The sequence below is a fragment of the Nostoc sp. genome (assembly GCF_054880495.1).
The window spans coordinates 22,006-45,071 of sequence record NZ_JBTYKD010000012.1 but is presented as its reverse complement, the minus strand read 5'-3'; the positions used below and the strand labels follow the sequence as shown (position 1 = coordinate 45,071).

Sequence of the window (23,066 nt, the reverse complement as noted above, 5' to 3'; positions counted from 1 at the left end):
GCATACCGCTATAGTCCCTGCTCAATGTTGCGATCGGTCTTTGTTCAGCAACCGATGAGAAACCATTCCTACTGTACCAATTGAGTAAAATGAAAGTTCGTGAAAGGCAATATAAGCCCCTTCAATGGAGACTGGGCGTATTGGAGCGCCCGTCGAGGAACTCACCCAGAAACGCCAACAAGAGTTGCCAAGCTAATGAAGGCGCAAAAAGGGAAGTGTCCACACTGCCATCTATATATTCGCTCTGTTGACCTAGTTGAGGTTGACCACATAACCCCTCGCTCACAAGGAGGCAAGGACATTTACACCAATCTGCAACTAATCCACAGGCATTGTCACGACGCGAAAACAGCAACGGATACCAAATCCCAGGCTAGAAGTACCTATGTCACAGGTCAAAATACAGAGGAGCCGTGTGACGCAAAAGTGTCACGCACGGTTCTGAAGACGAGTAGTTCCTGTGAGGGAATTGCTTAGTTTAACTGCAAGCACGGTTCCGAATGGGAGGGGTAATGCAGTAATGCACACCTCGACCCTACCCACGGTACTGTACTCTGTCAGTGTAGGAGTATGTCACTAAATATTACTCTACATCTGGATCGATACCCATTGCCCTGAGCCGTTCTGCTAATTGTGCAGCTTTTCGTTCTGCTTGCTCGGCTCTTTGCCTTTGCAAGTTAGCTTCTTCTTTACCAATCAGTAATAAATTTCCCTCTAAATCCCACCAGCGTAACCAAAATTGCTCAGGATTATTCAAGTAGCTTCCCTGCCATAAGCCTAGTTCTACTCCTAAAGGAGGAATTGGGTAGTGGCCTCGCTCATTAGGCTGCATCTTGTGGTAAGAAAAATCTACCAAGTGATAAACCTCCAGTTTGCCATTACTAATTTCATAAATCGCATAGTAGGGAATTCGGATTATTCGCTCATATACCCAGAATTTACCCGGTTTTGCGCCTTCCCGACTACCAGCTAGAGGTAAAGGAGTGATATCTCGTTCTTCATCGCCATTACCACTAGCTAGTTCTATGGCAATCAATGGCGGTATGTATTCCCGCCACAAAACATAGGAGCGACGGTTTTTGCCATCTAGCCTTGCTGGTACACCAGGGACATAAAACCAGTCGGGTGCTGCTGCTCCTTTTTCTGGTGGTTCAGTCTCTCGCCAATAAATACCACAATCTTGACCAATGCAATACTGTCCATTTGGATGTAGGCGTTGCAAAACTTCAGCAATTGAGTCTGTGAGAATGATGGTTTGGGGATGCTCTTGAAAATTTTTCACAAAAGTACCATCAGACTCTGGTAGTTGAGTGTGATCGGGAAACTGGGGTGGTATGGCAATATCAGCAAGTCTTTCACTCATACTTTGAAAAGTATTGCAGCTATTTGTTTAATGCTTGACGTTTCCCATAAGGTGTTACTAACTAGTATAACACCTTGTTATATCTGGATTTCAGTGCTTTTACCCTGCCAGAACCCCTTTGATTGCGGGTAGAAATATATGAAATCTGATATTTTGAAAGTCCATGTCTTTTAAAATAGGTGGCATGGTGAGAGCGATCGCTATTTTCTGGAATAATGGCAGTGCGATCGCCCAAGATGCACAAAGATATATCACTATTTTATAAGCAGGAAATGGGGAGCAGAGGAGCAGAGAGGAAATAACCAATGCCCAATACTTCTCTATGAGAGGCTGCGCCAACGACGCCGCTCAGTACAAGTCAGTACAAGTGCCCAATGCCCAATGCCCAGGTATAAAATACTAAGGACAAAACAAGGTGTCACGCGTATCTCGTCCGGTAATGGGATTAGTTCCTTTGGCAAGTTTGCACAATTTTTTTTGCTCATCGGAACGCAGCAGCGCATCAGTAAAATCTGCCCCGTCAATAATTGCACCATCAAATCTGGCGTTAGCAGCAAAGGCACCCTCCAACAGTGCATTTGTCAAATTTGCTCTGACTAAACGAGCTGAGTCTAAAGTAGCATTTCTTAAGTCAGAACTTTCCAAATTTGCAGACTCCAAATTTGCTGCAAAGAAACTGACACCCTGCAAATTAGCGTGGCTGAAGTTGCTCTGGCGAAGATTAGCTTTGGTAAAGCTGGAGTCTGTTAAATCACGTCCTGAGAAATCAGCCTCGACCAAAATTTCTTTATTATATTCGAGTGCCAAAGCTGTGGGAGCAAAACCGACTGTTGCGGTGATGGCAACTATTCCCCACAGGAATAAGCTGAGTATGCTTGCCCAAATTCGGGCGCTTAACTTAGAATTCATGCTATTTTTAGCCAATGGCGAACTCTCCTCCATTTCATTATCCTTGAGTGAGAGATGTTAGCGCAAAAATCCTTTAAAAATATTTTTACGAATACTAATTCAAGTTCATATGACGATTTGAACGTTGCCTTCGCACGACTTCAAGCTATCCAGTGGGATACGCTGGGAATGGGGGAGAAATACGAAAGACTTACAAAACTGATGTTAGAAGGGAAGAATAAGGAGATTATGGAAATATGATTTTGGTTAACTGCTAGAAACTCTTATTTTCCTGTTGAATTAAGTCATTAAATAACCCAGAATACTATACTAAAGTTTATATGCATTGTACAAATAGTGGTCAATTAGGAGAAGACCTAGTAGCCCAATGGTTGCAATCTACAGGTTGGATGATTCTCCATCGTCGCTTTTCTAGTCGCTGGGGAGAAATCGATATTATTGCTGAATATGATGGAGTAACTGGGAAAAAGCAGGGTAGCAGGGGAGAATACCCGACTCCCGACTCCCATTCGGCTACGCTCACGGCAAGCCGACTCCCCACTCCCCACTCATTACTAGCATTTGTGGAAGTCAAAACCCGCAGCTCAGGTAGTTGGGATGCAGGGGGAAGAAGCGCTATCACCCCACAAAAGCAAGCAAAAATCTCGCGCACAGCTGGAATGTTTTTAGCCCAGTACCCTGAGAAGGCAGATTATTCTTGCCGATTTGATGTTGCTATTGTCTATTGTCAAAGGATATCAAAAAATCTGACTGGGGTTACAGCAACCCAGTCCGCTCTAGCTACTTCATCAGCAGCCGGATACAAGTTTAAGCTGCAAGAATACATTCTTGCAGCTTTCGACTCTTCAATTGATAATGGTTAATCGGTAATCGATAAAATATCTTGATTACCAATGACCAATAATCTTGTAGTGACCTGACAACCAAATAGGATCACGCCAAAGTTTCTGGGCAATAGCCTAAGCCTCGGACAAACTGTTGGCGGAAGGCCTCGATTTCATCTCTCTCTGGACTACCATGAGAGACGATCGCAACCTGATAGCGACGCATCACGTCCACAGGGCACTGTCCCGCTTCCAAACTCCAAAGTGCCATTTGCACCCTCATTGGCGGCTCGTAGCTAATTCCTAATTCATTTAGAAAAGCGCGAAAGTCGCCATCCTCTTGATGCGAGACTTGACCTTTGAGTTTGATCCTAACCACCCAGCCATCAATTTGATGAATTACGGTGACGAAAGAAACTGGTGTCTGGGGTCTAGCGTGCAGGTGTTGAACGACCCTCAGGGTTAGACTGGCATTTGCCAGATAGTACAAGTATTCCATGTTTGTTGGTGCTTGGGATCAAAGCCAATCCTACATATCTATATTCGTCAATCAATGCCTGTTCACGCTAGGGTAAAAGCCCCCGTTTTTATATGGGGAGGTTTACCCAATTTTTATGTTAATTTTCCGTGTTACTTAATAGTACCAATCTTATAGCCAAGCGAGAAAACTGAGCGAAGATGCTTTAAAGTTCTTTTAGAAGGAAAACTCAAACCAGCTTTTTTAAGAGAGTATAAATACTAAATAAAGCAAAAACTAGTAGAAGTCAATTTGAAAGACACCTCTGGCACACAAGGAAAAGATTTTGAATTAGATTGTTCGGTAGCTGGCTATGACTACAAACTATCTCCAGAACTGATTGCCCAAAACCCAGCAGTTCCTAGAGATAGTTCGCGGTTACTGGTGGTTAATTCTCCCAATACAGGCACCGAAACAGCAACCCTGCACCACATTTTCCATGATTTGCCTGCACTGCTGCGCTCTGGTGATTTGTTGGTTATGAACAATACAAAAGTTATTCCAGCGCGACTTTATGGACATAAATCTACTGGTGCTAAAATCCAGGTGTTGCTGTTGGAAGAACGTCAGTATAACTGTTGGTTAGCTTTAGTTAAGCCAGGAAAAAGCTTCAAGCAGGGAGCGAAGATTATTTTTCAACCAAGGCTAGATGGGGGAGATGGGGGAGATGGGGGAGAAAATTTTACCTCATCCTCTTCATCCCCTCACCTTCTCACGGCTACGGTTCTAGAAACAGACGCAGCCACCGGGGGGCGTTTGTTGCAATTTAATGTGCCAGAGGGAAAGTCTTTGGTCCAACTGTTAGAGGTATTTGGTGAAGTACCACTACCACCGTACATCACTGCCTCAAAAGCTGCTGATGATCAGTATCAGACAGTTTATGCTAAAGAGCCAGGAGCGATCGCAGCTCCGACAGCCGGATTACATTTTACAAAAGAATTATTACAAAAGTTGCGCGATCGCAATATCAATCAAGCTTTTGTGACGCTACATGTTGGTGTTGGCACATTTCGCCCTGTGGAAGTGAAGGACGTAACTACCCATCAGATGCATGAAGAATGGATTGAAGTCCCAAGAGCCACAGTAGAGCAAATCCGCGCCACTAAAGCAGCTGGCGGTCGGATTATTGCTGTAGGAACAACGGCAGTACGGGCTTTAGAAGGGGCGGCTGAATCTGGTAATTTACAACCATTTTGCGGTAAAACGGATTTGTTTATTTATCCGGGCTACCAATGGCGGGTAGTGGATGGTTTAATTACCAATTTTCACCTACCGCGTTCCAGTTTGCTGATGTTGGTAAGTGCGCTAATTGGCAGACAACGGTTATTGAATATATACAACGAAGCGATCGCTTTTGGCTATCGTTTTTATTCATTCGGTGATGCCATGTTAATTTTGCCAGAAGCTGTGGGAGTGGGGAGTTTGGAGAGACGCGATTAATCGCGTCTGTACAGGAGTTGGGAATTTGGAATTTTTTCTTTGGTGATGGGTACTCTGACTTATAAGGAACTAAAAATAAGTACAGGTTTGCGATTCATCGCCTTGCAACAAACAACAAGATCAAATACAGCCTGCGCGCCACTTATCGCCAAGCCTTACAGCTAGAGCGTAAAAACGCCACAGCCTACAAGTAATTTAGTACAACCACCTCAGCCACAGACGCCAAATCAACCAGAAACTTCTCCGAAAACGCCCGCTAACCCTGCCTCAGTTGAACCACAGCCTACTTTAACCAGTCCTAAACAATATAAACAATCAAAACCTCACCCCCAACTCCTCTCCTTAGTAAGGACAGGGGAGTTAACAATTCAAAATTTAATTAAAAAACACACATGGTAGCCTATATCTGGATGTTTTTTTGAATTCGGCTTTGTCTTAACACTGGTTTTTTCATGAGTGCAACACTTTCCGAGCAAATTCAGCAATTTTACGATGCTTCCTCTGGTCTGTGGGAACAGATTTGGGGCGAACACATGCACCACGGCTACTATGGCGCCGACGGTACCCAGAAAAAAGACCGCCGTCAGGCTCAAATTGATTTAATTGAAGAACTGCTAAATTGGGCAGAAGTAGAAGCAGCAGAAAATATCCTAGATGTAGGTTGTGGCATTGGCGGCAGTTCTTTATACCTCGCAGAAAAGTTTAATGCTCAGGCTACAGGAATTACACTGAGTCCTGTACAAGCCGCTAGAGCAACAGAACGCGCATTGGAGGCTAATTTGAGCCTGAGAACAGAGTTTCAGGTTGCCAATGCTCAAGAGATGCCTTTTGCTGATAATTCTTTTGACTTGGTTTGGTCGCTAGAAAGCGGTGAACACATGCCAGATAAAAAGAAGTTTCTCCAGGAGTGCTACCGAGTATTGAAGCCTGGGGGTAAGTTAATTATGGTGACATGGTGTCATCGACCAACTGATGAGTCAATATTAACGGCGGATGAACAAAAACATTTGCAGGATATTTATCGGGTGTATTGTTTGCCTTATGTGATTTCTTTGCCAGAGTATGAAGCGATCGCACATCAACTACCATTACATAATATCCGCACTGCCGATTGGTCAACCGCTGTCGCCCCCTTTTGGAATGTGGTGATTGATTCCGCATTCACTCCCCAAGCGCTTTGGGGCTTATTAAATGCTGGTTGGACTACCATTCAAGGGGCATTATCACTGGGATTAATGCGTCGCGGTTATCAGCGTGGGTTAATTCGATTTGGCTTATTGTGCGGCAATAAGTAGGGTAACACAATTTTAGATTTTAGATTTTAGATTTTAGATTGAAAAGAGCAATCAAGTCACTAAATCTGTCATTTAATCTTAGATTTTGGATTTGAGATTTATTCTCGGTTTAAATTCAGAGGCTTCTCTTGGAGACGCGCAAGGGACAGACCTTTTTAAATTTTGGATGCAAGAATCTTCAATCCAAAATCCAAAATTTAAAATCTAAAATTCAGTAAATGGATAAGGATGCTAAATAATCCACTCAACTCCTGTAAAATTAAGTTTCTCCTTTTTCATTTTTGAATTTCAGCAAATGCCACTCAAATTGCAAAACCTCACAGGCGGTTACACCTCAGTACCAATTGTTCAAGACATTAACCTGACTCTGCAAACAGGAGAATGGTTGAGTTTAGTTGGTGCTAACGGTTCAGGTAAATCTACTTTACTCAAATTGCTGAGTCGTATTCTCACCCCACAGCAGGGAACAGTGCTACTTGACGGCAAAGCAATTCACTCTCAACCCCCAAATATAGTTGCCCAGAAACTAGCATTATTACCGCAACAACAAACGGTTCCCCTTGGCTTAACAGTGCGACAATTAGTAAGTTTAGGACGCACACCACATCAACCTTGGTGGCAATGGGAATTAAACGCTCAAGATTTGGTGAAAGTGGAAGCTGCAATTAAAAAGACGCAACTAGAAAAATTGAGCGATCGCTTAGTCGAAGAACTCTCAGGCGGTGAAAGACAACGGGCTTTTTTAGCTTTAGCATTAGCGCAAGAACCCAAAGTTTTACTATTAGATGAACCAACAACTTTTTTAGATATCAACTATCAATTGCAACTATTGGAACTGCTTAAAGAACTGAATCAGCAGCAGGAATTAACTATTGTCACAGTTTTACACGAACTGAATTTAGCAGCCCGGTATAGTTCTCGCATTGCATTATTAAAACACGGTCATATTTGGGAAATTGGTACACCTGAACAAGTTCTGACATCAAATGCGATCGCTCAAGTCTTCGGTGTAGAATCAGTGATTATTCAGACACCTGTAGGATTACAGGTTTGTGCCATTTCTGCTGTTTAAAATCAAATCATAGTATCGTATCCTAAATTTTTCATAATCAAAAAACCTCCCAATAATCTGCCAGAGGTATTTTAACTTTTCAACTGTAAATAATCTTAATCCTCAATCTTCATGCTGGCGTCTATAGATTAGGGTTGGTTTACTCATATCTTGCACCTGGAAATATGGATGTCAAAACCACAACTACGTGTAAGAGGAATTAATCGTTCAATATCAAGTAAAAGAAGAGACATGACTAGTTGAGGGAAAATAGATTCAAGTGCAGTTTTTGCAGCTTGACCCCAATCAAGCGGTGATGGGAACTGAATTTGGAGATAAGTCCAGTGAGCTATGAGGTAAGCAGTCAGAGAAAGGATGAGCCAGCGATATATACAATAGCATTGTACCTTGCCCAAAACGATGTAAGCCGAAACGATGCTTTGCAGTTTTAAACCAACCTTCTATCTGCCAACGACGCTTACCATTATAAACTCTTATTAAATCCCCAAACTCTTTGAATTTACCCCGTTTTTCAAGAGTTGTTAGGTCAATGATAACCTGTAAAAATGGTCTACGTCCTTTGCCTGATGCTGATGAAACCTTTAAAACCGTCTCTAATACATCACTACGAACAATACGAATCATATCCCTTGTTGACCAAGGATTGATATTTAAAAACCGACTCAATGCACTTGGAGATTTGGTTTTAGAGTGTTCGGGCAAGGGATGCCCTTGTGCCGACAAAAATAATCCCAGCATGGCATCAAAATTATCTTTTTGATATTGGGTCGGCATTAACTCTTTGAGAGTGTATACTAGCTCTTGGGCGTAGGCAAGCATTGTTCTTGCTATAAAAAATTTGATATTTCACGCCCTTTCTCTCATATTTTGTGCTATCAAAGCAAATTCAGATTTTGGAATTAAAGTTTAAAGTTAGCGATCGCTTTCGGCGGGCGGGTACGCCATCGCACCACGGGATCAGGCAAATAGTCATCGCTACATTTTGTCTTCTGTGAAACTATTTATGTAATATTACGGCTATCAAGTCGCTTTTTAATCTTTGTCTACTTAAAGTTTCGTATTGATCCTCTGTTATATTTTGTACTTCTTATTTGCCTTTTAGGGGTTTGTTCGGTTAGGTGCAAGATGTGAGTTTATATCTGCAAATGTTTGGAAAACTGCTATTTAATCAAGCGTGGAGGTATAGCATCTCCACACGGGCGATATGTTAATCTTATGGCCCGCCTGAAAGGTTATAGCCAATGTAGCAGTTACTGCCAGTACGAACAAATACACCTGTTGATGTCCATTGCTTGATCTGTTTGATAGAACGAGCATCTAGGAACAGTGGATAGGGTTCACCCAACAAGGTAGGTATTTGTCCAACTTGCGTAAGCGGCCACAACTTTTTATCTATCAAATCTAACTCTGTCCTACAGGGAAGCTGTATCCCGTAGGAAAAAACTCCAATGCACTTATTTGAAGCAATATAGACCCGATCACCGTATGAAACTCGGCAAGGTAATCCTCCTTTTCCTGGTAGTGCGTAGCCCAAAAAGTTAAAGCTCCACGGTAGAAAGACAAGCAAAAGTACAGAAAATAGGATGAAGCCTACTGTACCTAGCACTATGGTAGATTTCCGAATGGGACTCATTATATTTTGTTGACACAACTTCTAACTCTCTTAGCGTACAAAAAACTCGTTTTAGCACGATGACCCCATAGGGGCGCACAGATGTGCGCCATCATCGCATAAACACTAATTTGTCAAAATATACAACTAATTTAATTGACACCTAAGACTTAGTTTCCTGTGTCTGTGCGTCGATAATTACACTCCAGTCATCATTTTTCACCGCCGCTTCAAGTTGACGCTGACGTTCGGCTTCACTCGCATCTATTGTTTCTGACTCTTTAGAAAGGGTTGTGTCAGCCATTGCTTTGCGCAGTTTTAACTTTTTCTCTTCGTAGGCTTGACGTTGAACCTCTGACATTACCGCCTTTGCAGCCTCCCCGACTGTACTAGCCCACATTTCGCCATCAGTTGCATTACCAGGTGGTGTGTTTTCGAGTTCTGCTATCCATGCATCTCGCAAATCTTCCATTTCTTGACGCTTGGGGAACTTGAACGCTTGCACACGTACAAAAGCAGACTTTTGCTCACCATTTTGGCGAAGATGGCCGTTTAGGGAAAGCAACACATTCCGAGAATAGCCAATGTACTGCGTGTGGTGTTCTGCGTTTAATACGGCGTAAACACCTGCAATTTTCGCGTTCTGAGCAGCTGCACTCCAAACCTCAACGTGAATGATTTCTGTACCATCGTTTGCCAGTTCAGGAGTTATACTCACCTCAATGGCGGCATGTTCCTCGTCGGAACTGTACAAAAAGTCATGTAGTCCACGGTGATTTATAGGGACATTTTGATGTTCAATTGGCGAGTTGTGCTGAGTTTCCATTGCAGTTTATCTCCGAGTTATTAATTAGCGTTACGCAAATATATGCCCTTAAAATATTGAAGCGTAAATCTACTCACATCCCCAAATTCTTCTTCTGACAAAGCAAAAACAACTATTAGAGCTTATATGAATCAATTTACGCCTAAAAATTGGATATTCATCAAACAACGACTAACCCCTTATTTATTTTTACTACCCGCCTTGGTTCTTTTAGGATTAACTGTATTTTGGCCAGCACTGCAAGCGTTTTACCTCAGCTTTACTAGCTATGAAGATATTGCCCAGCCGCCACAATGGATAGGTTTCGCCAACTTCCTAAAACTTTGGAAAGATGCAGTTTTTTGGAAAACCTTGGAAAACACTTTTTTATATCTTGTGGGTGTAGTACCAATTTTAGTAATTGCTCCCTTACTACTGGCAATTTTGGTAAATCAGAAACTGCGGGGGATGAATTGGTTTAGAGCAGCTTACTACACCCCAGTAGTAATTTCAATGGTAGTTGCGGGAATAGCTTGGAAATGGCTGTATGCAGAAAACGGATTACTCAATCAGTTCTTTAAAGCTTTAGGTATTTTTCCAGAAGGTATTCCTTGGCTAACAAGCCCAGACAAAATTTTTGGCATTGTACCAATTTCACTTGCCAGCGTCATGGCTGTTACCATCTGGAAGGGACTAGGCTACTACATGGTGATTTATTTAGCGGGGTTGCAATCAATTCCGGCTGATGTGTACGAAGCCGCAGCCATTGATGGCTCTGATGGTATCAGCAAACATTGGGATATTACCATACCTTTGATGAAGCCATATTTAGCACTAGTGGCGGTGATTTCCGCTATTTCTGCAACCAAAGTGTTTGAAGAAGTATACATTATGACCCAAGGGGGACCACTCAGTAGCTCGAAAACGATTGTTTATTATCTATATGAGCAAGCCTTCAATAATTTGGAAATTAGTTACGCTTGCACAATTGGGCTAGTGCTATTTTTGATAATTTTGGGATTATCAATTTTACGATTAATTATTAATCAGTACGGGGGCGATAATATCACAATCTGATATTGACCGAATTGGGAGCATCTCAGTGAAAGCAAATATACCAGATGAGAAACAAGATTCTTGCTCCCTCTCCTTAGTAAGGAGAGGGTTGGGGTGAGGTTTTACAAGGTTTTTTACACTCATTGAGATGCTCCCGACCGAATTTCAGGATATTAAATTTAGAAAAATCAGCCACGAGAATCTGAAAATATTCAAACATCCAGAGTACATGAAAACAGACACGATTTTTTACACCTTATTTTAAACTCTCCCAGGTGTCTTATTTGAACTATTGGAACAATCCCAATCGCTGGCGTTGCACTACCAATTTACCTCAGTAGAAATCAAAGAACTAGCGCGTCGCATTGATGGTTTAAGCTGATGTGCAGCTAAATTGTATAATACGAAAACGTAAAATTATTGTAGTGTGGGCATCTTGCCCGCATCGCATATACAAATTAAATACGCAACAGCTTATTCTTACGCAAACCTGACTTCCCAGAAGACCCAATGTATTTTGTTGAGGTACAGTTTCAGCGCGATGATGATATTTACTGGCGAATAATCACAGAAACTTTCCTGTATATACAGCACATTTCATCTGAATGAGGTACACAAGGGCGGGCAGGATGCCCACCCCACAAGATTTATCATATTAAGATGTGTACTTAATTTACCTGCAAAGTGCTGTAAATCAATATAAACCTCAACGTCGCTGGCAAGCAGTATTACTTTTTGCTCAACGCAGTCTTGACCCAGGTGTGCCATTCATTTATGAAACATCTTTAGCTCAACAGCAAATTCGGATAATTTATTTAGACGAGTTAGATAATGTAGCATCATCTTCGATTGGGCTAGGCGTGATTAAGTTAGTAGTTGCAGCAGAAGATAAAGCCGTACAGCAAGCAAAAAACTTGATTTATCAAGTACAACAAACGGATGAAGCTAACCGTAGCAATCTCTTAGAATTAGTAGAGAGAATGCTTATCTATAAATTTGTAAACAAAAGTCAGCAGGAGTTACAAGCGATGTTTGGATTAACTGATTGGAGACAAACTAAATTTTACCAGGAAGTAAAAGAAGAAACAAAGCTCGATACTATAGCCCCTCTGCTTAAGTTTGCTTTAAGTATAGAGCAAATCGCCGAAGCATTAGAATTGGATGTTGAACAGGTGCGACAAGCTATTGAGAAGCAAGGAGAACAGGCAACAGAAAGTAATTCATAATTGAAGAGATTTATTTAAAACCGCGTTTGATACTCCACTACTGCACGACTATCATCGCTTAAATTAGTGGAAGCACGCACCCGAAATTCGTTGTTTATCCGGTAATTAACACCCCATTGGAAAGGGTCATTTGTTGTCAAAATTTTGATGCTGGAAAAGGATATTTTGGAAGAAATATCAACCCCAGCCTCTGCTGCTAATTCCAAACTTGAACTGCTTCTTCCCGCTTCGGGATTGTCAGAAATAACGGTAGGAAATATCCGTAGTTCACTTAAGCCAAAGGTACTGCCAATCTGGTTAAAAGCTGACTGAAAATTATTGAACACGGCTGAACCTGCGATGTTAATCAGACCCAAAGTACTGTCACCACGTCCTTGGGTGTCTACAAACCCACCTCCTAAAAGAGCAACAATTTCGGTTTGACTACGTGATGGGCTGCTTGTTAGTTCTAGATTTTCATTTAGTTTGCTGGCCAGACCCTTGATAGTGGCTTCGACTCGAACACTCTCTAAGGCTGATAAACCTGTGGAATTTACCCGGCTGAAATCATTATTTTGAGTTACGTCTAGTACTTTGGCAAATAGCTGAATATCTAAATCGGGGTCGCGGGGTTGAGAGGGACTAAAAGTTGCGGTGTGTGTATAGCCAGAAGCAAGGTTAAATTGGGTAGTAAATAAATTTACCCCACCTTTTTCTAAGCGGATAGTGCCATCGGGTATTGGCTGATTGATTGAGCCGTTAACGATAAGATTACCAGCTGCGCGAAAGCTGAGAATAGGGGGACGGGTAATTTGGACATTTTTGCCTAGTTCCAAATCTAGATTATTAAATTTGGCGTTCACATTTCCCATCCCATTCCCAATTTCGGGTTTGTTCTGCTTATTGGCTTTTGTGGGTGATACGCCAAGACTACTATTTGCAGATGAAGGAGTGCTAGTCGATTCTGCTAGCAATACCTGACCATCAAATAAACTTACTTTACCGCCAATTATCGGGTTAAGGGCAGAACCAGTAATCTGCAAATTGCCGCTAGCGCCTCCCTGGTAAAGTCCCTTGAGATTCAATGCCAGCTGTTCGAGCTTAACGGTTAGGGGATTGTTGATAATCACGTTCTCATTGTTGAAAATGGGAATTTCTCCAGCAGCTTCTACCTGACCACGGCTAAATCTACCCTGAAGATTTTCTACTAAGATGCTGTCAAAATTAAATAGCACTCTAGCTGTAACACGTCTCACCTTACCTGGCAAAGCTTGGGCTGAAAAAGTAGCATTATTAATAGTAGCAATTCCATTTACTTCGGGTTTTTTGAGTGTTCCGCGTACCTTCAGGTCTACTTTTCCTTCACCTTTCTCAAATACCACTTGATTAGTAAATGCGTTTAACAGTGCCAATCCCTCGTTTTCCAAGTTCATATCCAGAGTTATTTGATCACTGTCTGGTGCGACAGCAGCAAAAGGCAATTTATAAGGTATGCTGCCAATAATATCAACAGGTTTTGGCCCAGCAACTGCTACAGTACTACCAAAGTTTAAGCGTCCGTTGGCATAGCTGAAACTTGCTGTTGCTGACTCTATTTTGTTCTGATTTAGTATTCCTTCTGTGATTTGCAATTCCCCTTTAGCTTGGGGATTAGCAATGCTGCCTGCTAAAGCTGCTGTCGCGTTCAGATTACCTATGATTCCAACTGGCAGTTTGACAAAATTATTCAGTACTTGCACCGGAAAATTATTCACCCGCAACTGACCAGATTGTTCGTCACCGCCAATGTTACCGGTGAAGGCAATTAGCCTGTTTTTAGACTCGATTCGTAAAGGTCGCAAACTCAAAACACTGTTTTCAAAGTTGCCTTCGGCAATCACTTTTTCGGCAGTATAAAAACGATTTCGTTCTTCCTTTTTACCCCAGGCAAAGTTTTGTCCATTCAAATTAAATTCCACTGACAATCCATTGGCTGTAGCTGTATTTATAGCCACTTCCCCATTGAAAGTCCCCTTTAAGTCTGCCAAATCCGGTATTGGCGTGGAATTAAATCGCTGTTGTTCCTGTTCTGCTACCAGGGCTTCAATTTCAGAAAACCGTTCAATTTGAGCTAATAAGGGCTGATTTAGCGACCCTTGGGGGTTGGTGGTCAGATCCTCTGCTGTGCCGTAGATTGCTGCTGAACCACCGGGCAAATTTTGTAAATCAAATACCTGTGCTACAGCTAGAACATCTTCGATTTTACCCTGGTTGACGTTCACTTTACCTTGTAGTTGAGGGCCTTTAGGAGTTTGAGCAAAAGTCCCAACAAGGGCGTAGCGGCTGTTACCTTTGACAAATTCACTAGTGGCGAGTGTGGCTTTACCATTGTCGTAACGGAATTGAGCTGCTAAACGATCGCCGCGAAGTCGCCCAATTTGCGGATTGGCGATCGCTAAATTCCCTGTTGCTGCCAATGTCTGCTGATTAAACAGTAAATCCCCAGTTAACAACCCAGCTATCTTACCAGTACCTAGTCGAGTAATTGCTGGCGGAGTCAAATTCAGTATTTGTAAGGGGAAATTTGCAACTTTGAGTGTCCAATCATTCCCTTCAACATTACCTGTGGCTAATGCTTGCTGCCATTGTACTAAGAAGGATTTAGGGCGATTATTAGCATCTAAATTAAAGGTAAGGCGATCTCTTTTTCCTGCCAAGTTCAAATTCAACCCACGTCCCCGTACTGAATCGATGTTTCCAGTTAACAACGGCTCAAAAGCAATATTTTGAACAACCAAATCTCGTAAGTTGATTTGCCCTACTACATTTGGTAACGGTAACTTACCAGTGATTTCACCATTAAAATCGACTTTCCCCGCCAGAGCAACCTGATGAGGAAGATTAATCGGTAACTGTTTTAAGTTGTAATTCTGGGCTTGGACGTTGAGATTTAGGGCAGTAATTTCTGGTATACCTGCCTTTTTTGCATTGGCTAATATGTTACCAGTAACATTTAAACCGGGAGCAGTTGCTCGTTCAATGGTCAGCCTTTCACCACTCCAAGCGATCGCAGCCGTCAAGGGTTGTTCAAGACCAGGGATACCTTGGGATAATTGTACCTGTCCAGCAGCACGGACATCAGCTAATTTAGATGATCCTAGCCTGCCAGCTAATTGCAACTGACCGCCAAATTGACCACGCAATTGCTGATTTAACCGATTTAATTCCACACCATCAGCATTAACTACAGCTTGATAGCGACCATTGTCCAATTGGATATTAGAGGCTGCGATCGCTCCACCTGCAACATTTAACCGTCCCTGACCACTGGCTTGGATAGTTTGCGGTTTAAAAGAATCAACAGAACCCGCCACGTTTCCTTGACCAGTTAAGGTTCCTCGTAACTGCGGTGGTACTGCTACCAACTGCTGCAACGGTACATTATTTGCTTGAATTTGTGCCTGATATACACGATTAGCCACTTGGATATTAAAGGCTTTAATAGTCCCACCTGCAACATTAATTAGTGCCTGACCATTGGCTTGAACAGTTTGTGGTTTAAAAGGATCAACAGCACCCGCGACATTGAACTGACCATTTAACGTTCCTTGGAACTGCTTTGGTACTGTTGCCAACTGCTGCACAGGAACATTCTTAGCCTGGACTTGCGCTTGATATACACCATCAGCAATTTGAATATTAGAGGCTATAACAGCACCACCGCCAATAGCAAGACGACCCTCACCACTGCCACGTAGCGTTTTCAGACTGAAATTATCTCTGTTACCTGCGATTTGGAACGTACCCGCTAATGGATTATTTAAAGCTGGGGGAGACTGTTTCAATATTTGCCCTAACCGTACATTATTAGCTACAAGTTGAGCAGAGAAACTTTGGTCTTGCAGTTGGACATGAGAAACTGCAACTGTGCCGCCTCCAATTTGAACTCCTCCACCATCAGTGCGAATCGTGGCAATTTTAAATGGTGCTGTGCTACCTGAGAGGATGAGACGACCATTGAACTCTACCCCCGCCAAAGAGACATTTTGCAGTTGACTTTTGTTTACAAAGGGTTCTAACTTCACCCCAGAGGCAACAGCCACAGCTTGCCAACGCTGATTGGCATAACTACCAGTTGCCCGTACTGTACCACTACTTACATTCAGAGCCACATTACGGAAAGAGACGGTGCGATCGCTAGCGATCGCAACTTCGCCAGTTCCGGGGTAAGTTCCGTTAGGAGCCTCGAATTGTACCACAGTTTGGGCATTAGTAGGAGCGCCAGTTAGTTGGGCTGTAGCTGAGACATTGCCGATTTGGAAATTGGGTGTTGTTTCGTAAACTTTAGCGATCGCATCCCCTGGAACATTCTGGGCAGCGAAATTTAAATCCAGTCGCGGGTTTTTACCGAGTTGAATTGTGCCAGCGCCGATGATTTCACCACCAACTTTCCCTTGACCTTGAATATCTTTCAGGGTAATTAAAGAAGATTTAGTAACAAGCTCAAATTTACTACTGATATTATTAAAATCAACTTTGTCAATCCGGGCAGTTTTAATTGTGGCAACTGTACCTGAGAGAATTGGCTCTTTTATTGATCCGGTAATCTGCAAAGAAGCTTGTACTTGTCCAGCGATCGGCACAGGTAGTTTTACCTTGAGAGTCTCCTGGGCATTAGCCAAACTCACCGAATTTACACGCGCTGCCAACTTAAAACCTGCTTGAGTGTCGATGATTCCCTTCGCCACTAAGGGAATTTTGCCGTAGTTGGTAGTAACATTATTTAACTGCAACTCTGTTCCCTGGAAGTGGAGGTTTCCTTGGGTATTGCTCAACAGTTGCGGCACTTTGGGTATTTGGACTGTTACGCCTTGCACAGCAGCGTTGCCAAACAATAAAGTCCGCTGTCCTGGCATCAACCGAATTAACAAGTCGCCATTGGCTCGACCCGCCTGTAAGTTCACTGGTAACTTGATTAGGCGAGTAATATCCTCAGCCAGCAAGTCTTGCGATCGCACCTGAAACTTCCCTGCTAGCATCCGAGAACGTGTCTCTCCCTGAATGGAAATACTGCCACCACTATCTGCTTGACCCCCGACATCAAACCTGATGAACTGGTTTTTTGCTAAAAGTTGGGCAGAACCGTTCAGTTGAGAAAATGTTACAGGGGATGAGGAGGATGTTACTCCCCCTACTCTTTTCTGCGGCATCAACGCCAGCTTGCCATTGCGAAACCGCAGGTTGTCCAAATCGGTTTTAATTGCGCTACCTTGACCAGACGACGCTATCTTAGTGGAAACCCAGCGCCCTTGGTTATCCTGTTCAATGTAAATATCTGAGTTGACTAAAGTGACATCTAGTATTAGATGGCGGTTAAAGATTAGTTGTAACAGGTCAAAACCCACCTCCACAGATTCGACTGCCGCCTGATCTGGATCTGTGGGTGTGGCTGGGATAGTTGAAGCTCCAAACTGCACTCCCATCAACGAAAATTGTGTGACTCTTCCCAGTTTTACCGGACGGTTGAGTGTAGTCGTGAGACTTTGTTGTGCCAAGGGTGTTAACTCTGTTTGCACAAAAGTCCACAACCGCCAAATACCGACGACAATTGCTAACAGTAAAAGTCCGCCCAAGGCAATGCTACCCCGACTCAACACCAGCAACCATAGACGTTTGCGGATAGGGGAAAGGGAGTGATGATCTTGATTGGAAGAGTTAGTCATTTGCTTTCACAGTATTAATTGCCGGATATCGCTGGCACACACAAGCATTAACTGGCACATTGATTAACTATGCCATTTCCAGGATACGCCAACTAAATCCAAGACTCATTGGTTGAGTTACGGAATTTGCTTGATCTAACATTTATGCTGAATAATATTGGCGTTTTCAGGAAAATCTAAGCTAAATAGAGTGAAAATTGTTCTTGTGACTTTCGGTGAGACACAACCTAGAACTTTAATATCAATAGACCTTAAAAAAGAAAAATGATTACACCTATGCGTGTTTTTGTGTTAATGTTTAATGCTCGAACGGAAAATGAGGGGATTCACACGATTCGGGAGGGCGATGCCGAAGGCGGCAAGCTACGCAATAAAATTCTGATGTTCGAGTCAGAAGACGATGCTACCCGCTTCGCCCTGATGTTGGAAGCTCAAGACTTCCCCTCACCGACACCAGAACCGATCGATGCTGAGGAAATCAAGGAATTTTGCGAAAGTGCTGGATATGAATGGGAAATCATCCCAGAAAACACCAATTTAGTTATCACTCCCCCAGAACTTAACGTGGAAGAAACCGACTGGCAAGCAGATGCCCAGAAGCAGGATACTCTTGAAGACACATTCCCTCTCAATCAACAGCCACTAGAAGAACCAGAATTGTCTGATTCGGAACTAGATAAGATGCGTCGCAAATTGGAAGGATTATTGTAATTTGTCATTAGTCATTAGTCATTGGTGAGCCAGTGCGGCCTTCTCCCAAAGGGAGAGGCTAGCGCCTTCCCTTCGGGACGCTATGCGAACGCGGAGCGTCTCGTAGAGAAGGGGGTTTCCACGCCACTTGAGCAACTGGTGAATCCGAAGGGTCATTGGTTAAGCTAATGAGCATTTAAGTTGCATAAAAGTAGGGCTGTTCGCGAAGCGTTCCCGTAGGGTAGCCCTTACTACAAAGGAATTATTGGGGAAAAATGAATGACGATTAGCTTATTAGCCATTGGTCGCTTGACTAATGACATAGACAGCCCAAAAAGCGGCTACTCTACGAGAACGCCAAAGGCGAACCCGTAGGATAGGACAAAAGACTAAGGACAAATTACAGGGGACAAATGACAAATTTGCAGGAACGCGGACATCTTTTAACCGAGTTGGTAAATCCTAACAGTCTTAACTTAGACCAGCTGAGTTCTCTGGAATTGGTGGAGCTGTTTAATAACGAAGACCAAAAGGCAGTTGCGGCGGTTGCGGCGGCGAAAATTGAGTTGGCACAAGCAATTGAGCGCACCGCAGAGCGTTTGCGCCACGGAGGACACCTATTTTATATCGGTGCGGGCACAAGTGGTCGCTTAGGGGTGTTAGATGCTGCTGAGTGTCCACCTACTTTTTGTACACCTCCAGAGTTGGTACAGGGGATTATTGCTGGTGGTGCGGGGGCGCTGGTACGTAGTTCTGAAGATTTAGAAGACAGTATTGAAGATGGTGAGGCGGCGATCGCTGGGCGACACATTACCCAACTAGATGTAGTAGTTGGCATTACCGCCGGTGGGACAACACCTTATGTCCACGGTGCGCTTCATGCTGCGCGTCAACGGGGAGCCACTACTATTTTTATCGCCTGTGTTCCAGCCGAACAAGTTAGCTTTGATGCCGATATTGACATTCGCCTATTGACTGGACCAGAAATAATCGCCGGCTCAACTCGCCTGAAAGCTGGTACCGCTACGAAGTTAGCTTTAAATATGCTTTCTACTGGGGTGATGGTCAAGCTAGGCAAAGTTTATGGCAATCGCATGGTGGATGTGGCCGTAACAAATCAAAAATTACGCGATCGCGCTTTAGGAATTTTGCAAGACCTCACAGGTTTAAGTCGGGAAGCTGCTGGTTTTTTACTAGAACGTAGTGGCAAGTGGGTTAAGCTAGCGCTATTGATGCACTGGACTGGTTTAGAAAAAGACGAGGGCGATCAGCTTCTTTCCGAAAACCAAAGTAATCTCAGAGCAGCTGTTCTCAGCTATCAAAACCACAACCAACCTTAAAGAAATTTTCCTAAATAAACCACTTCTACTTTCTGACTTTTCACGGCATTAGCAAAACCCTCTTCTTCATCTCTCTCCTAGAAGGAGAGAGATGAAAAATTTTCCTCCTTAGAGGATGTTTTAAAAGTCCTCTTGTCGGTAGCAAAACGTTCTTAAAAGGATTTGCCCTCATCCCCCAACCCCTTCTTCCAGATTTGGGAGAAGGGGAGCCAGAATGTCAAAGTCCCTCTCCCAGATAGGGGAGAGGGATTTAGGGTAAGGGTGTTTTCTACAAGCCAAATGCCATTTGACTTACTAAAAATGGTATTTTGCTTTCTCATTTCGCTGTTTTCCGTAGTTAATTACCTTCTAGCAAAGTCCAGAAGTAGCCATCTGGGGCAACAAAGGAGAAACTCCTCTCGCCAAACTCATTACTAATGATATCTGTAACTTTTTGTGCAATACTTGCTTTAATGCGATCGCAATACTCCTGTATTCCCTTAACCCGATAGGTATATAAAGACATCCCCAAGCTACCTGGTTGGGCTGCTTCAAAGCGCGATTCTAAATTAATATCTTCTGGGAATCGAACGATGTAAAGCCTGCCACTGCGTGCAGCCATCAGGTCCGACTTAGAAGAACGGGGATCATCAAAGGTAGTCACAATAAACTTTTCACCAGGGTTAAGGTCAAAAATATCTCGACCTGCTAGTGAAGATTCATAGCTAGTTTCGACATCATCACGCACACGCAGCAAACCCAAAACTTCTTCATAAAATTTCAGGGTTTCTTTGCTGTCATCTTGAACAATGATCCCCAGATGGGTAAACTGACTAGCCTTGAGAGCAGCATTATGGTTAACTTGTCCGTAATGCGGTAGTGTATAGCCAAACCGTTGAAATAAAACCTGTCGAGCTAAGGGTTGCAATAGTAGCATTTCTCGCACACCAACTGCTGGCTCAATAAAAGAACGGGTTCTCCTCTCTTTGTTGTAGATGACTTCCCAATAAGGGTTAGAGTGCCTAATAGGCAAACCTGCGGCTTTTGCATCCTCTATATGATTTAAGATATTTAAAACATCCGTTGTTAAACTTGTCGCCCAACGATTTCCCTTAATTTTCATTGAGGAAATTTCTAAACCTTTATGGGTGGGGTTTTGCCAAACCATCAGCCGAATCAAACCATGATCTGCATTTTGGTGGTAGAGCCGGATTGAACGTAAAGATGAATTCACCCCATATAATTGATTGGCTACATCTGCGGTTAATTCACCGATTTCACCAATACCATAGCCAAATTGCTCCCAATACTGAATTGCCGAAATTGGCTCTGGGATGCCAATACAGACTTCATAGATCCCTTCAATTGCGGTTTGTTGTTCGTGAGTCATATATGAGTGCTGAGGGCTAAACCCGTCGCTACTTGATTCGCAGCCATAGTAATTATTAACAGGGCATGAATTCAGGCGATCGCTATTCCTGATATTAGTGCTATAAATAATCCTAAGAAAATATTAGCTGTAGCTGCCCGTAGCCTATCACTAATGATTAAGCTGATTGTTTGGATGTTCATCCTTTGTAACCGTAGGTGATACTGCTGTTACCACACTTTTTTCTTGGGCTTGTATTTCCAGTAATTGGGGAATCGTCACAAATCGATAGCCTTGGGCTTTCAGACCTGCGATCATTTCTGGTAAAGCCTTGACAGATTTGGATCGGTTGCCGCCTCCATCGTGCAACAGTACAATTGCACCAGGTTTTGCCTGTTTCAGCACATTTTTGACCAGCATTGGTACTTGAGGCGAACGACTTTCAGCGTCTCCTGACTCTTCTGACCACATCATGACGGCGTACTTCTGGTTTTTGGCATATTGAGCTAATCCATTATTCAAAAAGCCACCAGGGGGACGAAACAGAGTAGTTTTCTGTCCTGTCGTCTTGTAGATGATGTCTGCTGTGCGATCAATTTCACTAGCCGCAGTCGCTCCATCCATTTGAAAATACCAATGATGCCATGTGTGATTACCAATTACGTGACCATCAGCAGCCACTTGCTTGGCAATCTGGGGAAAATACTTCACCATTTCTCCAACCATGAAGAATGTCGCCTTGATATCATTTTTCTTCAAAATTTCTAAAATCTGTGCCGTATTTTTGGGGCCAGGTCCATCATCAAAGGTCAAGGCGATGACTTTCTCATTTGCTTTTAGTTTCCCTTGATAAACAATTGTTCCCTGAAAAGGCTTTGGCACTTCATTCATCTGGTTTATTGCTGGGGAAACAACGTGTGCAGATGCACTCATTGCCCTACCTAAACTCGTTTTAGTGCGATCGCCTTTTAACTTTTGAATTCCCAACAAATGGTCAAGTCTAGTTGTGCCTACAAGCAGACTGATACTCAAACTACTAGCAGTAGTAAGCAATGTAATGATTGCTACTTTCAAAGTGAGAGTTAATTTATGACTGGACACCTTAAATCTCCTTAAATATTAATCATTAGTCATTAGTCATTAGTTATTAGTTATTTCCCCTTCCTCCCCCCGCTTCCTTATCGCCCTCTTATTTAATTCGCACTCGGTTGTAAATTAATATCTCTCCTGCTAAAAGAAAAAAGAATAAAAAACCTTGAAACATCCCAGTTAAAGCTAAAAGAAGTCCCAATTTAATCTATACTAATTCGCCACCTACATACAAAAGTCCCATCAAAAGACTAGATAAAATAATATTTAGTGGATTTAAGCGGCAAATAAAAGCAGCAATAATGGCAGTATAACCATAACCCGCAGAAATGCTAGGACGTAGTTGACCAATAGGGCTTTGGACTTCGCTCTTTATCCCAGCATACACTGCTATTTTAAGGGCTGAAGCCCTGAGTAAAAACCTTTAATTATTCATGCCCACTTACTTTTATCTATACATCCAAAAACCTGTAGAATCTTCCTCGTTCCCAGGCGGGAGCCTGGGAATGCATTAGACTTCTTGCATAAATCAAAAAAAGAACCCCACCCCGCCTTTGACTTAAGTTAAATTCTCCCCTAAGAGCCTGCTCTTAGGGGCTGGGGGTGTGGGGTGTTAGGAACTTTTGCAAGGAGGTCTATTTATCAAGGCTCTGCTTCCACTCAGACATTGAGGCAGAGCCTCTAGATGGGCATTCCCATACGGAGTATGGGGACGAGATCAATAATGAATGCAAACTTTTTTAGGGTTGTGATCAGCGCCTAAACAATCGATAAATGTTTAATGTAAAAGCATTCAACT

At 42.9% G+C, this 23,066-nt stretch carries 23 protein-coding genes; 13 read left to right on the top strand and 10 right to left on the bottom strand.

All coding sequences use genetic code 11. From position 1 onward, the window contains the following. Positions 1 to 99 precede the first annotated feature (99 nt). A complete protein-coding gene (locus ACYTXL_RS01280; RefSeq protein ID WP_461920904.1) occupies positions 100 to 477 on the top strand; it encodes an HNH endonuclease in 378 nt (125 codons plus the stop codon). A gap of 106 nt (positions 478 to 583) precedes the next feature. Here the strand turns inward: ACYTXL_RS01280 and ACYTXL_RS01275 are convergent, their stop codons facing one another. Both ACYTXL_RS01275 and ACYTXL_RS01270 read right to left on the bottom strand, forming a co-directional pair. After that, positions 584 to 1,363, bottom strand: a complete 780-nt coding sequence (locus ACYTXL_RS01275; RefSeq protein ID WP_461920903.1) for a Uma2 family endonuclease — start codon at positions 1,361 to 1,363, stop codon at positions 584 to 586. Positions 1,364 to 1,762: 399 nt separating this feature from the next. Further along, positions 1,763 to 2,272: a pentapeptide repeat-containing protein gene (locus ACYTXL_RS01270; protein WP_461920902.1), complete on the bottom strand. Its 510-nt coding sequence runs from the start codon at positions 2,270 to 2,272 to the stop codon at positions 1,763 to 1,765. 54 nt (positions 2,273 to 2,326) lie between these two features. On the opposite strand from ACYTXL_RS01270, the gene ACYTXL_RS01265 reads away from it, so the two are divergent. Further along, positions 2,327 to 2,512 (top strand): hypothetical protein, encoded by a 186-nt coding sequence (locus ACYTXL_RS01265; protein WP_461923150.1) that lies wholly within the window; start codon positions 2,327 to 2,329, stop codon positions 2,510 to 2,512. Positions 2,513 to 2,592: 80 nt separating this feature from the next. After that, a complete protein-coding gene (locus ACYTXL_RS01260; RefSeq protein ID WP_461920901.1) occupies positions 2,593 to 3,135 on the top strand; it encodes a YraN family protein in 543 nt (180 codons plus the stop codon). A gap of 70 nt (positions 3,136 to 3,205) precedes the next feature. On the opposite strand, the gene ACYTXL_RS01255 is transcribed toward ACYTXL_RS01260, so the two are convergent. Further along, positions 3,206 to 3,595, bottom strand: a complete 390-nt coding sequence (locus ACYTXL_RS01255; RefSeq protein WP_461920900.1) for a hypothetical protein — start codon at positions 3,593 to 3,595, stop codon at positions 3,206 to 3,208. A 270-nt stretch (positions 3,596 to 3,865) separates the two neighbouring features. On the opposite strand from ACYTXL_RS01255, the gene queA reads away from it, so the two are divergent. From queA to ACYTXL_RS01240, 3 genes are all read left to right on the top strand, one after another. After that, positions 3,866 to 5,053: a tRNA preQ1(34) S-adenosylmethionine ribosyltransferase-isomerase QueA gene (gene queA, locus ACYTXL_RS01250; protein ID WP_461920899.1), complete on the top strand. Its 1,188-nt coding sequence runs from the start codon at positions 3,866 to 3,868 to the stop codon at positions 5,051 to 5,053. A gap of 452 nt (positions 5,054 to 5,505) precedes the next feature. Continuing rightward, positions 5,506 to 6,348 carry a methyltransferase domain-containing protein gene (locus ACYTXL_RS01245; RefSeq protein WP_461920898.1) on the top strand — a complete coding sequence of 281 codons (843 nt, stop codon included), beginning with the start codon at positions 5,506 to 5,508 and terminating at the stop codon, positions 6,346 to 6,348. Between the two features lie 295 nt (positions 6,349 to 6,643). After that, positions 6,644 to 7,420 carry an ABC transporter ATP-binding protein gene (locus ACYTXL_RS01240; RefSeq protein WP_461920897.1) on the top strand — a complete coding sequence of 259 codons (777 nt, stop codon included), beginning with the start codon at positions 6,644 to 6,646 and terminating at the stop codon, positions 7,418 to 7,420. A 285-nt stretch (positions 7,421 to 7,705) separates the two neighbouring features. Here the strand turns inward: ACYTXL_RS01240 and ACYTXL_RS01235 are convergent, their stop codons facing one another. Further along, positions 7,706 to 8,239: a hypothetical protein gene (locus tag ACYTXL_RS01235; RefSeq protein ID WP_461922734.1), complete on the bottom strand. Its 534-nt coding sequence runs from the start codon at positions 8,237 to 8,239 to the stop codon at positions 7,706 to 7,708. A gap of 50 nt (positions 8,240 to 8,289) precedes the next feature. Between ACYTXL_RS01235 and ACYTXL_RS01230 the strand changes: the two genes are divergently transcribed. After that, complete coding sequence (locus ACYTXL_RS01230) at positions 8,290 to 8,415, top strand: hypothetical protein (protein WP_461923149.1); 126 nt, start codon at positions 8,290 to 8,292, stop codon at positions 8,413 to 8,415. A gap of 218 nt (positions 8,416 to 8,633) precedes the next feature. Here ACYTXL_RS01230 and ACYTXL_RS01225 read toward each other — a convergent pair whose 3' ends face one another. Both ACYTXL_RS01225 and ACYTXL_RS01220 read right to left on the bottom strand, forming a co-directional pair. Then, the gene (locus ACYTXL_RS01225; protein WP_461923148.1) at positions 8,634 to 9,053 is read right to left on the bottom strand and encodes a hypothetical protein; all 420 of its coding nucleotides are present in this window, start codon (positions 9,051 to 9,053) and stop codon (positions 8,634 to 8,636) included. A 142-nt stretch (positions 9,054 to 9,195) separates the two neighbouring features. Continuing rightward, positions 9,196 to 9,858, bottom strand: a complete 663-nt coding sequence (locus ACYTXL_RS01220) for a GIY-YIG nuclease family protein (RefSeq protein ID WP_461923147.1) — start codon at positions 9,856 to 9,858, stop codon at positions 9,196 to 9,198. A 126-nt stretch (positions 9,859 to 9,984) separates the two neighbouring features. Here ACYTXL_RS01220 and ACYTXL_RS01215 point away from each other — a divergent pair, with 126 nt between their 5' ends. From ACYTXL_RS01215 to ACYTXL_RS01200, 4 genes are all read left to right on the top strand, one after another. Continuing rightward, positions 9,985 to 10,914: a carbohydrate ABC transporter permease gene (locus ACYTXL_RS01215; RefSeq protein WP_461923146.1), complete on the top strand. Its 930-nt coding sequence runs from the start codon at positions 9,985 to 9,987 to the stop codon at positions 10,912 to 10,914. A gap of 271 nt (positions 10,915 to 11,185) precedes the next feature. Further along, the gene (locus ACYTXL_RS01210; RefSeq protein ID WP_461923145.1) at positions 11,186 to 11,275 is read left to right on the top strand and encodes a DUF2887 domain-containing protein; all 90 of its coding nucleotides are present in this window, start codon (positions 11,186 to 11,188) and stop codon (positions 11,273 to 11,275) included. A 128-nt stretch (positions 11,276 to 11,403) separates the two neighbouring features. Further along, positions 11,404 to 11,502: a DUF2887 domain-containing protein gene (locus ACYTXL_RS01205; protein WP_461923144.1), complete on the top strand. Its 99-nt coding sequence runs from the start codon at positions 11,404 to 11,406 to the stop codon at positions 11,500 to 11,502. 53 nt (positions 11,503 to 11,555) lie between these two features. Then, positions 11,556 to 12,119: a DUF2887 domain-containing protein gene (locus tag ACYTXL_RS01200; RefSeq protein ID WP_461923143.1), complete on the top strand. Its 564-nt coding sequence runs from the start codon at positions 11,556 to 11,558 to the stop codon at positions 12,117 to 12,119. 14 nt (positions 12,120 to 12,133) lie between these two features. Here the strand turns inward: ACYTXL_RS01200 and ACYTXL_RS01195 are convergent, their stop codons facing one another. Then, entirely contained in the window at positions 12,134 to 17,800 is a 5,667-nt protein-coding gene (locus ACYTXL_RS01195) for a translocation/assembly module TamB domain-containing protein (protein WP_461923142.1), read from the bottom strand. A 264-nt stretch (positions 17,801 to 18,064) separates the two neighbouring features. Between ACYTXL_RS01195 and ACYTXL_RS01190 the strand changes: the two genes are divergently transcribed. Both ACYTXL_RS01190 and murQ read left to right on the top strand, forming a co-directional pair. Next, positions 18,065 to 18,511: a DUF3110 domain-containing protein gene (locus ACYTXL_RS01190; protein WP_461923141.1), complete on the top strand. Its 447-nt coding sequence runs from the start codon at positions 18,065 to 18,067 to the stop codon at positions 18,509 to 18,511. Between the two features lie 392 nt (positions 18,512 to 18,903). Continuing rightward, positions 18,904 to 19,830 (top strand): N-acetylmuramic acid 6-phosphate etherase, encoded by a 927-nt coding sequence (murQ, locus tag ACYTXL_RS01185; RefSeq protein WP_461923140.1) that lies wholly within the window; start codon positions 18,904 to 18,906, stop codon positions 19,828 to 19,830. 337 nt (positions 19,831 to 20,167) lie between these two features. Here murQ and ACYTXL_RS01180 read toward each other — a convergent pair whose 3' ends face one another. From ACYTXL_RS01180 to ACYTXL_RS01170, 3 genes are all read right to left on the bottom strand, one after another. Further along, positions 20,168 to 21,199 (bottom strand): VOC family protein, encoded by a 1,032-nt coding sequence (locus ACYTXL_RS01180; protein WP_461923139.1) that lies wholly within the window; start codon positions 21,197 to 21,199, stop codon positions 20,168 to 20,170. Positions 21,200 to 21,349: 150 nt separating this feature from the next. After that, positions 21,350 to 22,279, bottom strand: a complete 930-nt coding sequence (locus ACYTXL_RS01175) for a polysaccharide deacetylase family protein (protein ID WP_461923138.1) — start codon at positions 22,277 to 22,279, stop codon at positions 21,350 to 21,352. Positions 22,280 to 22,475: 196 nt separating this feature from the next. Next, positions 22,476 to 22,655 (bottom strand): hypothetical protein, encoded by a 180-nt coding sequence (locus tag ACYTXL_RS01170; RefSeq protein ID WP_461923137.1) that lies wholly within the window; start codon positions 22,653 to 22,655, stop codon positions 22,476 to 22,478. Positions 22,656 to 23,066 lie beyond the last annotated feature (411 nt).

What these genes read in the sequence shown, in the direction of transcription:
- ACYTXL_RS01275 (WP_461920903.1), bottom strand. Translation starts at nt 1,363, where the DNA reads ATGAGTGAAAGACTTGCTGATATTGCCATACCACCCCAGTTTCCCGAT.
- ACYTXL_RS01270 (WP_461920902.1), bottom strand. Translation starts at nt 2,272, where the DNA reads ATGAATTCTAAGTTAAGCGCCCGAATTTGGGCAAGCATACTCAGCTTA.
- ACYTXL_RS01265 (WP_461923150.1), top strand. Translation starts at nt 2,327, where the DNA reads ATGTTAGCGCAAAAATCCTTTAAAAATATTTTTACGAATACTAATTCA.
- ACYTXL_RS01260 (WP_461920901.1), top strand. Translation starts at nt 2,593, where the DNA reads ATGCATTGTACAAATAGTGGTCAATTAGGAGAAGACCTAGTAGCCCAA.
- ACYTXL_RS01255 (WP_461920900.1), bottom strand. Translation starts at nt 3,595, where the DNA reads ATGGAATACTTGTACTATCTGGCAAATGCCAGTCTAACCCTGAGGGTC.
- ACYTXL_RS01245 (WP_461920898.1), top strand. Translation starts at nt 5,506, where the DNA reads ATGAGTGCAACACTTTCCGAGCAAATTCAGCAATTTTACGATGCTTCC.
- ACYTXL_RS01240 (WP_461920897.1), top strand. Translation starts at nt 6,644, where the DNA reads ATGCCACTCAAATTGCAAAACCTCACAGGCGGTTACACCTCAGTACCA.
- ACYTXL_RS01235 (WP_461922734.1), bottom strand. Translation starts at nt 8,239, where the DNA reads ATGCTTGCCTACGCCCAAGAGCTAGTATACACTCTCAAAGAGTTAATG.
- ACYTXL_RS01225 (WP_461923148.1), bottom strand. Translation starts at nt 9,053, where the DNA reads ATGAGTCCCATTCGGAAATCTACCATAGTGCTAGGTACAGTAGGCTTC.
- ACYTXL_RS01220 (WP_461923147.1), bottom strand. Translation starts at nt 9,858, where the DNA reads ATGGAAACTCAGCACAACTCGCCAATTGAACATCAAAATGTCCCTATA.
- ACYTXL_RS01215 (WP_461923146.1), top strand. Translation starts at nt 9,985, where the DNA reads ATGAATCAATTTACGCCTAAAAATTGGATATTCATCAAACAACGACTA.
- ACYTXL_RS01205 (WP_461923144.1), top strand. Translation starts at nt 11,404, where the DNA reads ATGTATTTTGTTGAGGTACAGTTTCAGCGCGATGATGATATTTACTGG.
- ACYTXL_RS01195 (WP_461923142.1), bottom strand. Translation starts at nt 17,800, where the DNA reads ATGACTAACTCTTCCAATCAAGATCATCACTCCCTTTCCCCTATCCGC.
- ACYTXL_RS01190 (WP_461923141.1), top strand. Translation starts at nt 18,065, where the DNA reads ATGATTACACCTATGCGTGTTTTTGTGTTAATGTTTAATGCTCGAACG.
- murQ (WP_461923140.1), top strand. Translation starts at nt 18,904, where the DNA reads ATGACAAATTTGCAGGAACGCGGACATCTTTTAACCGAGTTGGTAAAT.
- ACYTXL_RS01180 (WP_461923139.1), bottom strand. Translation starts at nt 21,199, where the DNA reads ATGACTCACGAACAACAAACCGCAATTGAAGGGATCTATGAAGTCTGT.